This is a genomic window from Acinetobacter sp. AOR41_HL (assembly GCF_027854645.1).
GTDB lineage: Bacteria > Pseudomonadota > Gammaproteobacteria > Pseudomonadales > Moraxellaceae > Acinetobacter > Acinetobacter nosocomialis.
On sequence record NZ_JAKTHZ010000043.1, the window covers coordinates 1 to 11,462 of the forward strand.

12 protein-coding genes are annotated in these 11,462 nt (G+C 41.0%); 5 read left to right on the top strand and 7 right to left on the bottom strand.

What is annotated here, in order from left to right:
• The 5 genes from MKL35_RS16855 to MKL35_RS16875 all read right to left on the bottom strand — a co-directional run.
• Positions 1-272: CoA-transferase (locus MKL35_RS16855; protein WP_333725627.1), on the bottom strand; the 272-nt coding region annotated here is incomplete at its 3' end.
• Positions 273-290: 18 nt separating this feature from the next.
• Positions 291-962 carry a 3-oxoacid CoA-transferase subunit A gene (locus MKL35_RS16860; RefSeq protein ID WP_032011564.1) on the bottom strand — a complete coding sequence of 224 codons (672 nt, stop codon included), beginning with the start codon at positions 960-962 and terminating at the stop codon, positions 291-293.
• A 134-nt stretch (positions 963-1,096) separates the two neighbouring features.
• Positions 1,097-2,017 carry a catechol 1,2-dioxygenase gene (catA, locus tag MKL35_RS16865; protein WP_001081618.1) on the bottom strand — a complete coding sequence of 307 codons (921 nt, stop codon included), beginning with the start codon at positions 2,015-2,017 and terminating at the stop codon, positions 1,097-1,099.
• A gap of 160 nt (positions 2,018-2,177) precedes the next feature.
• Positions 2,178-2,468 (bottom strand): muconolactone Delta-isomerase, encoded by a 291-nt coding sequence (gene catC / locus MKL35_RS16870; RefSeq protein ID WP_016805308.1) that lies wholly within the window; start codon positions 2,466-2,468, stop codon positions 2,178-2,180.
• Between the two features lie 22 nt (positions 2,469-2,490).
• Positions 2,491-3,597 (bottom strand): muconate/chloromuconate family cycloisomerase, encoded by a 1,107-nt coding sequence (locus MKL35_RS16875; RefSeq protein ID WP_004747037.1) that lies wholly within the window; start codon positions 3,595-3,597, stop codon positions 2,491-2,493.
• Positions 3,598-3,697: 100 nt separating this feature from the next.
• Here MKL35_RS16875 and MKL35_RS16880 point away from each other — a divergent pair, with 100 nt between their 5' ends.
• Positions 3,698-4,612 (top strand): LysR family transcriptional regulator, encoded by a 915-nt coding sequence (locus MKL35_RS16880; protein WP_002050855.1) that lies wholly within the window; start codon positions 3,698-3,700, stop codon positions 4,610-4,612.
• A gap of 81 nt (positions 4,613-4,693) precedes the next feature.
• A complete protein-coding gene (locus MKL35_RS16885) occupies positions 4,694-5,488 on the top strand; it encodes a TorF family putative porin (RefSeq protein ID WP_032010548.1) in 795 nt (264 codons plus the stop codon).
• Between the two features lie 59 nt (positions 5,489-5,547).
• Here the strand turns inward: MKL35_RS16885 and MKL35_RS16890 are convergent, their stop codons facing one another.
• Positions 5,548-6,264 (bottom strand): FadR/GntR family transcriptional regulator, encoded by a 717-nt coding sequence (locus tag MKL35_RS16890; protein ID WP_000029961.1) that lies wholly within the window; start codon positions 6,262-6,264, stop codon positions 5,548-5,550.
• Positions 6,265-6,347: 83 nt separating this feature from the next.
• Positions 6,348-8,081 carry an IlvD/Edd family dehydratase gene (locus MKL35_RS16895; RefSeq protein WP_032010546.1) on the bottom strand — a complete coding sequence of 578 codons (1,734 nt, stop codon included), beginning with the start codon at positions 8,079-8,081 and terminating at the stop codon, positions 6,348-6,350.
• Between the two features lie 169 nt (positions 8,082-8,250).
• On the opposite strand from MKL35_RS16895, the gene abaQ reads away from it, so the two are divergent.
• From abaQ to MKL35_RS16910, 3 genes are all read left to right on the top strand, one after another.
• The gene (gene abaQ, locus MKL35_RS16900) at positions 8,251-9,555 is read left to right on the top strand and encodes a multidrug efflux MFS transporter AbaQ (protein WP_032010545.1); all 1,305 of its coding nucleotides are present in this window, start codon (positions 8,251-8,253) and stop codon (positions 9,553-9,555) included.
• 10 nt (positions 9,556-9,565) lie between these two features.
• A complete protein-coding gene (gene araD1, locus MKL35_RS16905; protein ID WP_032010544.1) occupies positions 9,566-10,564 on the top strand; it encodes an AraD1 family protein in 999 nt (332 codons plus the stop codon).
• 11 nt (positions 10,565-10,575) lie between these two features.
• A partial coding sequence (locus MKL35_RS16910) for an aldehyde dehydrogenase family protein (RefSeq protein WP_270914238.1) occupies positions 10,576-11,462 on the top strand: 887 nt, incomplete at its 3' end.

The following is an 11,462-nucleotide window of genomic DNA, read 5'->3' on the forward strand; positions in this document are numbered from 1 at the left end:
GAGTCACCATGGTGGAAAAAGCTGCCGCCTTCAAGCATGGTCACAAACTCTTTACCCGCATTAATCAGTTCAGGGTCTTCTTCACCTGCAGCTGGTGGTGGGCCAAATGCCAATAGTCCATTTTCAGAATGAAGAAAAATATCTTTATCGTTAGGTAAGTAGCTGGCAATTTTAGTTGGTAAGCCAATGCCCAAGTTCACATAGGCGCCATCTGGAATATCTTGTGCCACACGTTGTGCAATCTGGTCACGGCTGAGTTTCTGGTAGCTCATGTTATTTCTCCTTATTGCTTACTGTGCTGGCGTTACTTGTACAACATGCTGTACAAAGATACCCGGGGTAATGATGTGCTCAGGGTCTAATCCACCCAGCTCCACCACTTCAGAAACCTGAGCAATGGTGACATCCGCAGCCATGGCCATAATCGGGCCAAAGTTACGTGCAGATTTACGGTAAACCAGATTACCCCAGCGGTCGCCCTTATAAGCTTTAATCAGGGCGAAGTCAGCCTTGATCGGATATTCAAGTACATAGTTTTTCCCATCGATCTCACGGGTTTCTTTACCTTCGGCCAAAAGAGTTCCAAAGCCTGTTGGAGTAAATACAGCACCTAAACCCATACCTGCAGCTTGAATACGACAAGCCAGATTACCTTGCGGTACAACCTCAAGTTCCACCTTTCCGGCACGGTATAGTTCATCAAACACATAAGAGTCTGACTGACGTGGGAAAGAGCAAATGACTTTTTTTACTGAACCGGCTTTAAGCAGTTTAGCCAGACCATAGTCACCATTACCGGCATTGTTGCTCACAATGGTTAATCCTTTAACACCGAGTTCAATCAGACCGTCAATGAGTTCAGCGGGTTGTCCTGCGGTACCAAAACCACCAATCAGTATGGTTGCACCATCTTTAATCTGCGATAAAACCTCGCTTAGTGAGGACTTACTTTTGTCAATCATGTGAGAAACCTTAGAGCATGAGGTAACGTGATGTATTACTACCGCTAAAAATTTATTGAAATTCTTAATGGTAGTAATAAATGGAGTAAATTTTGTGAGTCAAAAGCGAACTTTTAACTCACATACACTTTCAATTAAGCACTAGCGCGACGACGTTCAACTTCAGTTGAAGGAGCAGCAGCGGCTTCTTTAACCAGTTCAATGTTAAATGTGATGTGTTTGAAAGCGTGATCTAAACCACGGCGTTGAATTTCAGCAGGGTCAGTTACATCTACTGCTGTTGCCACTAAACCGTCACGAGTAGCGAAGGCAAAGTCATCCCATAAATACTCATCACCCTCAATGTTGAATTGAGTAGTTAGCTTGCGGTAACCCGGTGCAGAAACGAAGTAGTGAACGTGAGATGGACGGTTACCATGACGGCCTAACTTGTTAAGAAGAGCCTGTGTTGTACCTTCAGGAGGGCATCCATAACCAACTGGCATAGTGGTTAAGGCTACATATTTACCATCTGCATCAGTGAAAATGGTACGGCGTAAGTTAAAGTCAGATTGTGACTTATCAAAGAATGAATAGTTACCTAAACTGTTGGCATGCCATACTTCAACTTTGGCATTTTCAATGATATTACCGTCAGTGTCGGTTACCGTACCTTCAATAATTAAGGTATCGATTTTGCCAGTCTCAGTTCCGTCATCCATACGTGCAAAACCAACTGATTCAGGTGCGCCAGCTACATAAAGTGGACCTTCGATAGTACGAGGTGTACCACCTGTAATACCAGCTTTGGCATCTGCTTCATCTGCACGTAAGTCAAGGTAATGTTCAAGACCTAAGCCAGCAGCCAAAAGACCAAGTTCATTTGCTTGACCTGCATCGGTAAAATATTCCAAACCTTTCCAAACTTCAGAAGGTTGGATGTCTAAATCTTCGATGGCTTGAAATAAATCCCCAAGAAGGCGCACTACAATTTGTTGAACACGTGCATCAACTTCGCCTTTTGCAGTGTCGACATTCATTTGTTTTACAAGCGCATCAATTTGTTGACGGTTCATACTAAAACTCCTTAAGTATGCAATACGGTTTTGGGTGGTAGCACTGCGGGCATTCTGTTTTGCTAGCGAATAAGTGCCGCCACGTTCCTTGTTACCTTCTGAATAATCTGCTTGGTTTATAAATGGACTTCAGAGATCACATTTAAAACATTCTTTAGATTTACGAATCATCATCACGAACAGAAGATGGGTGACGGTTCATTGCCATCACTTCAATGTCCATGTATGGATAGAGAGGTAAACCCTGTAAAATGTTGTGCAATTCTTCATTGCTCTCGACATCAAAAATGCTGATGTTCGAGTACTGGCCTGTAATTCGCCAGATATGGCGCCATTTACCTTGGCGTTGTAATTCTTGCGAATAAGCTTTTTCAATGGCCTTAATTTCATTTGCTTTGTCGGCTGGCATATCAAGTGGAATATGCACATCCATACGTACATGAAATAACATGGGAACTCCTTATCCTATTGCCTTAACGACGTAATTTCTCAATCTTATCTTCATCAATTTCAATGCCTAAGCCCGGAGCTGTTGGCAAATGCAATTCAAAGTTTTCGTAACGTAGCGGCTCTTTTAAAATTTCTTCGGTAAGTAATAACGGACCAAATAATTCAGTGCCGAACGCTAATGTTTCAAAGGTTGCAAATACATGGGCCGATGCAATACTTCCTACAGGACCTTCAAGCATGGTGCCGCCATATAGGTCGATACCAGCCAAACCAGCAATTTTGCCAACTTCACATGCTTCAATCAGGCCACCAGATTGTTCAATCTTGACGGCAAATACATCTGCACCATGATTTTTTGCAATACGGTATGCACTGTCAGGTCCAGTTAAAGCTTCATCTGCCATAATGGCTACATCAAAACGATGGGTGAGGCGAGCAAGAGCTTCGGTATTTTGAATTGCACATGGTTGTTCGATTAAATCGATTCCACCATCTTGGAGCTGTTGAATACCATGAATACATTCAAGTTCTGACCATGCACGGTTTACATCTACACGTACACTAACATCAGCACCTAATGCTTTTTTAATCGCAATCACATGGTCAACATCTTGCTGTAAAGGACGTGCACCAATTTTAAGTTTGAACGTGTTATGGCGCTTTAGCTCAATCATTTTGCGAGCTTCAGCAATATCTTTTTCCGTGTCACCAGACGCAAGCGTCCAAAGCACAGGTAAACTATTACGCAGACGTCCACCTAAAACTTCGCTTAATGGCACACCTAAACGTTTGGCCTGAATATCAAGTAGGGCAGTCTGAATGGCACACTTGGCAAAGCGGTTACCATTAATATTTTTACGAATCAGTTTGAGTGTTTGTGCAACATTTAAATCTTTAACTGATGTCAGTAATGGTGCAAAGTAGGTATCAATATTGGCTTTGACACTCTCAGGACTTTCTTCACCATAGTTCAGCCCACCAATGGTGGTGGCTTCACCCCAACCGACAATACCATCCGTGGTCGTAATTTTAACGAGTACCAAAGTCTGGGTACGCATAGTAGTCACAGACAACTGGTGAGGACGGATAGTTGGAATATCCACAAGTATGGTTTCTATGGTTCTATACATGAAGTTTCAACTATTACGAACTTGTTTGTATACCATAGAAGAATGTAATAGCCTAAAATAGATATAGAACGGTATTTTAAGATACTAAAAAGGTATATTAATGGAATTAAGACATCTACGTTATTTTGTTACCGTTGTTGAAGAACAGAGTCTGACGAAAGCTGCAGAAAAGCTTTTTATTGCTCAGCCACCTTTAACACGCCAAATCAAAAAACTAGAAGAAGAATTAGGGATCGATTTATTCGAAAAAGGCTCTCGTCCATTAAAAGTAACGGAAGCAGGGCTGTTTTTTTACCAGCATGCGGTGCAAATTTTGACGCATACCGCTCAAGCTGCTTCGATGGCTAAAAAAATGAAGCTGGTCGAGAACGTTGTTAAAGTGGGTTATGTGAGTTCGCTTCTTTATGGGCGATTACCACAGGTCATTTATCTATTTAGACAAAAAAATCCTGACATTCATGTTGAGCTTATTGAGTGTGGTACACGAGATCAGGTAGAAGCATTAAAACTTGGCAAAATCGATTTAGGATTTGGGCGATTACCAATTAGTGATCCAGCCATTAAGCGGCTTCTGCTCAGAAAAGAAAAGTTAAAGCTCGCAATCCATAAAAAACACCCATTAAGTGATTTCCAAGAGACAGGAATTTATTTATCTCAAATTATCAATGAGACGATTTTTTCTTATCCAACCACACCTAAACCAAATTTTTCGACCACTATTCAAGCTTTATTTACCAAATTAGGTCTTGTTCCAGCCAAGCTGACTGAAGTAAGAGAAATTCATATGGCACTTGGCTTAGTGGCATCCGGTGAGGGTATTTGTATTATTCCGGAAAGTGCCTGTGATATTGGTATGAAAAATCTAACTTATTTAAATATTTTAGATTTAGAAGCTTATAGTCCCATCTCTCTATCCATGCGCAATATGGATCAAAGTTCCTATATTCCTAAAATTTTAGATTGCATTGAAGAGATCTATAGCGAAGAAGAAGTATCCAGAAATTTGAATTTATAACTTTTTAATACGTCTTAAATTGAATTATCATGTTATTTTAAAACTTTAAACCTATAGGTAATATGTAAAAGGAATTATTGAATGAGAAAAATTTTAGGTTTAGCTTCACTTATTATGTCTACTAGCGTTGTACATGCGGAACAATTAAAAGAACAAGAAAAAACTTCTCCTTATAGCGCGAATGTGACTTTTGCTAGTCAATATATTTCACGTGGTTTCCAACAAACTTGGGGTAAACCAGCCTTACAAGGTGGACTGGATTATGCCAATCCGAATGGTTTTTTTGCAGGAACTTGGGCATCAAGTGTCAGCTCTAACTATCTGCGAGATGCCTCGGTTGAATGGGATTTTTATACAGGTTATTTAAAAACAATTGATAAATTCTCGATTGGTATGTCTATTTTTTATTACTACTATCCAGGCGCGAAAAGCACACCAGAAACGGGAAGTACGAGTTATAACTATGGTGAAATTGTACCTCAAATTGGTTATGGTCCTTTAAGCCTCAAATACTTTGTGACTTACACACCAGATTATGCTGGTTATAACTCTAAAACCATGGGTGGACCTGCTGGTAAAAGGTCAAGAGGATCAAGTTATTTAGATGTTAACTTTACTCAGCCGATCAGTGAAACTTGGACTTTTGGTGCCCACTATGGCTATGAAAAAATCAAAAACTTTTCAGAGTCGAACTTTCAAGATGTTAAAGCCGAAGTAATTAAAGATTTAGGTGATGGTTGGAGTACAGGATTAGCCTATACAAAGGCATGGGATAAAAATGCTTATTATAAAAAGTATAGCAATGGTGAGCCGGGCGCACCTATTTCAAATCCAATTGATTCAACTTTTACAGTCTCTGTAAAAAAAGTGTTCTAATTTATAAATAAAAAGCCTGATCACTTTTTGTTATCAGGCTTTAAGTATTTGATACAAAATTATTTTTTAATTAAATCATAAGCCATTTTAGTATCGTCTAGCTGAACGAGTGAAGCATGGCGAGCAGACAGCGGATCTTTATTTTCAATTGCTGTCAAAATTGCTTTATGTCTTGGTAGCGAATGGCCTTGCAAATTTGGACGTAGGCTTGTTACTTGAATTGATTGCTGCAAAGGTAAAACCAACATTTTTGACATATAAGCCAATAAGTCATTATGCGTTGCTTTGGCAATTGCTAAGTGAAACTGAATATCGGGTTCTATAAACTCTTCAACTGTTGTTGCCTTTTCCATTCCTTCATAGGCTTGCTTAATACGCTCAATATCCTCTTCATTTGCTGTACTTGCGGCAATATAAGCTAATTCTGGTTCTAAAACGCGTCGTACGGTAGAAAGTGTTTTAAAAAATTCGTGTTCAGGGGTTGTTTGAATCAACCAAAACAGTACATCCGGATCGAGCAAATGCCATTCTTCTTTCGGCCTAACCACAGTCCCGATTTTAGGTCTTGAGTAAGTTAAGCCCTTCGCATTTAAAACACGGATGGCTTCGCGAAAGACAGGGCGGCTGACTTTGTATTCCTCACATAAATCAACTTCACTTGGGAGTTTTTCATTTTCTGAAATTTCTCCAGAAACAATTTTTAATCCCAATTGTTGAACGATTAATGCATGTTGGCTTTTGCTTGGAATAGGATTTTTATAGTCAGCTTTACTCATATTTCACTATTACGACATGTTGAATATCCTATGGTATAGATGACCTTGTGTTTTAACAAGATCATCTTTTTCAAGAATAAATATTAATGGGAATGACGTGGAACTTCCGAGCCACGGCAACCGACCAAGAAATCAAAATCACAGCCTTCATCGGCTTGTAAAACATGTTCTACGTAGAGCTTACGGTAGCCGCCAATAAAACTTGGTGGAGTTGGTGGTGCTAAATTTTCAAGACGTTGCTTAAGTTCTTCATCACTCACTTCTAGGTGAAGTTTTCCAGCATAGGCATCAAGTTCGATAAAGTCACCATTTTGAACTACGGCCAAAGGCCCACCCGCCATAGCTTCAGGGGCAACATGTAAAACGACCGTGCCATACGCTGTTCCACTCATACGTGCATCAGAAATACGGACCATGTCGGTAATGCCTTTGGCTAAAATTTTTGGTGGTAGTCCCATATTTCCGACTTCTGCCATGCCCGGATAGCCTTTAGGGCCGGCATTTTTCATCACAAGAATACAAGTTTCATCGACATCTAGATCTGGGTCGTTAATACGGGCTTTATAATCATCGAAGTTTTCAAATACGACTGCACGACCGCGGTGTTTCATCAACTCCGGTGTGGCAGCAGATGGTTTAAGCACCGCACCTTTAGGCGCTAAATTTCCGCGTAAAATACACATGCCACCATCTTGTCGAATTGGGTTATCTATTTTCCGAATCACTTCATCGTTATAAATAGGTGATTGCTGGCAGTTTTCCCAAATGGTTTGACCGTTTACGGTTAAAGCTTGTGGATTTGGCAAGAGATTGGCTTCACCCATACGACGAATTACGGCTGGCAAGCCGCCGCTATAATAGAACTCTTCCATTAAAAAACGACCTGAAGGCTGTAAGTCGACAATGGTTGGCATGCCACGGCCAACTCGGTTCCAGTCATCAAGTTGTAAATCAACCCCAATGCGTCCGGCAATTGCTTTTAGGTGAATTACGGCATTGGTAGAACCACCAATAGCTGCATTGACTTTAATGGCATTTTCGAAGGCTTCTTTGGTTAAGATTTTAGAAAGGCGTAAATCTTCATGAACCATATCAACAATACGCATACCAGAAAGATGAGCCAACACATAACGGCGAGAATCTACCGCTGGAATGGCCGCATTGTGGGGTAAAGAAGTGCCTAGGGCTTCAGCCATACACGCCATTGTAGAGGCTGTGCCCATGGTGTTACATGTACCAGCCGAACGAGACATACCAGACTCGGCAGATAAAAATTCATTTAAATCAATTTTGCCTGCTTTTAACTCTTCATGCATTTGCCAAACGATAGTACCTGCACCAATGTCTTTACCTTTATGCTTACCATTCAGCATTGGACCACCAGTCACTACAATGGCTGGAATATCACAACTTGCAGCTCCCATTAATAATGCAGGTGTGGTTTTGTCACAACCTGTCAGTAACACCACACCGTCAATAGGGTTACCACGAATCGCTTCTTCGACATCCATACTGGCTAAGTTACGGGTAAACATGGCGGTAGGACGTAAATTCGACTCACCATTTGAAAATACTGGAAATTCAACAGGGTAGCCACCCGCTTCTAAAATCCCTTTTTTTACATGTTCAGCAATTTTTCGAAAATGCGCATTACATGGAGTGAGTTCAGACCACGTATTACAAATCCCAATGATCGGCTTGCCTTGAAACTCATGATCTGGAATTCCTTGGTTCTTCATCCAGCTACGATACATAAAGCCATTTTTATCCGTTGTACCAAACCAGGCAGCCGAACGAAGAACTTGTTTGTTATTCATACAAATTTCCCTATATAGTATTACTATTAGAATTAATTGAATTAAAAATACACTATAAATTTTATTTTTAAAAGGTTTGAAATTTAAATAGTATTACTATATTTTAAATTGAAAGGATAATTTACGAGCAAGATGCTCTATAAGTAAATAATAGGAAATGGAGTCGAACATGGATTTCGAAAAGGATGTAATACGGACGGTCACGTTTAAGCTGATACCTGCATTAGTCATACTATATCTGGTGGCATACATTGATCGGGCCGCTGTCGGATTTGCCCATTTGCATATGGGTGCCGATGTAGGAATTGGTGATGCTGCCTATGGTCTAGGAGCTGGTTTATTTTTTATTGGATATTTTCTTTTTGAAGTTCCAAGTAATTTGCTTTTAGACAAATTTGGTGCTCGTAAATGGTTTACCCGCATTTTATTAACATGGGGCCTCATCACCATGGCCATGGCGCTTATTCAAGGCCCTAAAAGTTTTTATCTCTTACGGTTTTTACTTGGTGTAGCAGAGGCAGGTTTTTTCCCTGGTGTTTTATACCTAATTACACAGTGGTATCCGGTGCGGCATCGCGGAAAAATCATGGGAATGTTTGTGCTTTCACAACCGATTGCCATGATGATTGCAGGGCCTTTAGCGGGTCTATTACTTGGAATGGAGGGCATTGCAAATTTGCACGGCTGGCAATGGTTGTTTGTTGCAGTTGGCTTGCCCGCGGTTTTATTGGCTTTACCTACATTTTTGTGGCTGCCCGATAACATTGATAAAGTAAAGTGGTTAAGCGTTGAACAAAAACAATGGCTTAAAAATGAACTCGTTAAAGATGAAGCTGAATACGACCAAACTCGACATGCCAATCCACTACATGCCTTAAAAGACAAACGCGTACTTTTATTAGCACTCTACTATTTACCGGTAACTTTAAGTATTTACGGTTTAAATCTCTGGCTTCCTACCATTATTAAGCAATTTGGCGGAGGTAGTGATATTCAAATTGGGTTCTTATCTAGCATTCCCTATATTTTTGGAATTATTGGACTCCTCATTATTCCGCGTAGTACTGACCGCCTGAACGATCGTTACGGACACTTAAGTTTTCTATATGCACTAGGTGCTTGTGCAATGTTTTTAAGTGGTTGGCTAAATTCTCCAGTTATGCAGTTGGCAGCTTTGGCTGTAGTTGCGTTCTGTCTATTTTCATCAACTGCCGTGTTTTGGACACTACCGGGTCGCTTCTTAACAGGTGCAAGTGCAGCGGCGGGTATCGCCTTAATTAACTCTGTTGGAAATTTAGGTGGCTATGTTGGTCCATTTGGGATCGGACTGTTAAAAGAATACACGGGAAATATGGCTGCTGGTTTGTATTTCTTATCTATTGTCATGCTTTTTGGCTTGATTCTGACTTACATCGTCTATGCCAAGCTCGAACGCCAAAAAACACAAACAGTGAATATTCAAAAGCCTTTGTAAGGAATAAAACATGCAAATTATTCAATTTGAGAATCGTGCAAATCAACGTGCCGTCGCCAAAGTAGAAGGCAACATGGCATATCCGGTTAAAGATATTCAATCGGTTCGTGATTTAGCACTTTTAGCAATCCGCAATAAAGTTTCACTGGAACAACAAGTTGAGGCGTTAGGGTTTGAGTCCGAAACTTATGATTATTCATCTTTATTAGCAGACTTAAAGGTATTGCCGCCTTTAGATCATCCAGATCCAACGCATTGTTTAATTTCCGGTACAGGTTTAACCCATTTAGGTTCTGCATCTGCACGAGACAAAATGCATCAACAAAATTTAAGCGATGACAGCTCGGTGACCGACACCATGCGGATATTTCAATGGGGATTACAAAAGGGGCGTCCAGCCGAAGGTCAGATCGGTGCACAACCGGAATGGTTTTATAAAGGCGACGGTTCAATTGTGGTAAGACCGGGAGCAGAGCTGCCTTTACCTCCATTTGCTGAAGACGGCGGCGAAGAACCTGAAATTGCAGGCCTCTATGTTATTGGAGAGGACTTAAAGCCTTACCGAATCGGGTTTGCACTGGGCAATGAATATTCTGATCACGTAATGGAGCGCCGTAACTATTTATATCTGGCCCATTCAAAATTGCGTTTTTGTAGTTTTGGTCCAGCTTTACGGACAGGCGAATTACCAAAACATCTAGTCGGAACCAGCCGTTTGCGCCGTGATGGACAAATCATTTGGGAAAAAGAGTTTTTGTCAGGTGAAGACAATATGTGTCATAGCTTGGCAAATCTCGAATATCACCACTTTAAGTATCAACAATTCTTAAAAGCAGGCGATGTTCATATCCATTATTTCGGTACAGCGACTCTATCTTTTGCCGATGGTATTCAAGCGCAAGTTAATGATGAGTTTGAAATAGAAATGAAAGAGTTCGGTCATCCACTCAGAAATAAACTTGCTCATATGCAACCTGAATTACCGATCGGTTCAGTTATTACTCTCTAAGGAATATAAAAATGGTCATTGGATACAACTTTATTGGCGGTTCACGTAGCGCACAAAGTACAAGCTTATTGAAAAGTGTAAATGCAACAATTGGCGAAACTTTGCCTTATGAGTTTCACCATGCAACCGAGCAAGAGGTCAATCAGGCCTGTGAAGCAGCCAGTCAAGCGTTTAGGACTTACCGTCATACGTCTCCTGAACAGCGTGCTGTTTTTCTAGAAAATATTGCCGATGAACTTGATGCATTGGGTACAGATTTTCTTGAAATCGTGTCACAGGAAACCGCTTTGCCACTTGCACGCTTACAAGGTGAACGTGCCCGTACCAGTGGACAAATGCGTTTATTTGCCAAAGTGTTGCGCCGTGGTGATTTTTTAGGTGCCCGTATTGATACTGCTTTACCTGAGCGTCAGCCTTTACCACGCCCAGACCTACGCCAGATTAAAATCGGTGTTGGCCCTGTTGCAGTCTTTGGAGCAAGTAACTTTCCTTTAGCATTCTCAACTGCGGGCGGTGACACTGCTTCGGCACTGGCAGCAGGTTGCTCTGTAGTGGTAAAAGCCCATAGTGGACATATGGCCACAGCAGATTTCGTAGCGCAGGCTATTGAACATGCTGTAGAAAAATCAAATATGCCTAAAGGTGTGTTTAACATGATCTATGGTAATGGCGTAGGTGAACCACTGGTTAAGCATCCTTTAATTCAGGGTGTAGGTTTTACGGGTTCATTGCGAGGTGGTCGTGCTTTATGTGACATGGCCGCAGCCCGTCCACAACCGATTCCTGTATTTGCTGAAATGAGCAGCATTAACCCGATGTTGATGTTGCCAGAAGCCTTAAAAAAACGTGGTGAAAAAATTGCACAGGACTTGGCAGATTCAGTGGTTTTAGGCTGTGG

Coding starts and splice junctions, on each gene's coding strand:
- MKL35_RS16885 (WP_032010548.1), top strand. CDS start 4,694: ATGAGAAAAATTTTAGGTTTAGCTTCACTTATTATGTCTACTAGCGTT.
- catA (WP_001081618.1), bottom strand. CDS start 2,017: ATGAACCGTCAACAAATTGATGCGCTTGTAAAACAAATGAATGTCGAC.
- MKL35_RS16895 (WP_032010546.1), bottom strand. CDS start 8,081: ATGAATAACAAACAAGTTCTTCGTTCGGCTGCCTGGTTTGGTACAACG.
- abaQ (WP_032010545.1), top strand. CDS start 8,251: ATGGATTTCGAAAAGGATGTAATACGGACGGTCACGTTTAAGCTGATA.
- MKL35_RS16880 (WP_002050855.1), top strand. CDS start 3,698: ATGGAATTAAGACATCTACGTTATTTTGTTACCGTTGTTGAAGAACAG.
- araD1 (WP_032010544.1), top strand. CDS start 9,566: ATGCAAATTATTCAATTTGAGAATCGTGCAAATCAACGTGCCGTCGCC.
- MKL35_RS16890 (WP_000029961.1), bottom strand. CDS start 6,264: ATGAGTAAAGCTGACTATAAAAATCCTATTCCAAGCAAAAGCCAACAT.
- MKL35_RS16875 (WP_004747037.1), bottom strand. CDS start 3,597: ATGTATAGAACCATAGAAACCATACTTGTGGATATTCCAACTATCCGT.
- MKL35_RS16860 (WP_032011564.1), bottom strand. CDS start 962: ATGATTGACAAAAGTAAGTCCTCACTAAGCGAGGTTTTATCGCAGATT.
- catC (WP_016805308.1), bottom strand. CDS start 2,468: ATGTTATTTCATGTACGTATGGATGTGCATATTCCACTTGATATGCCA.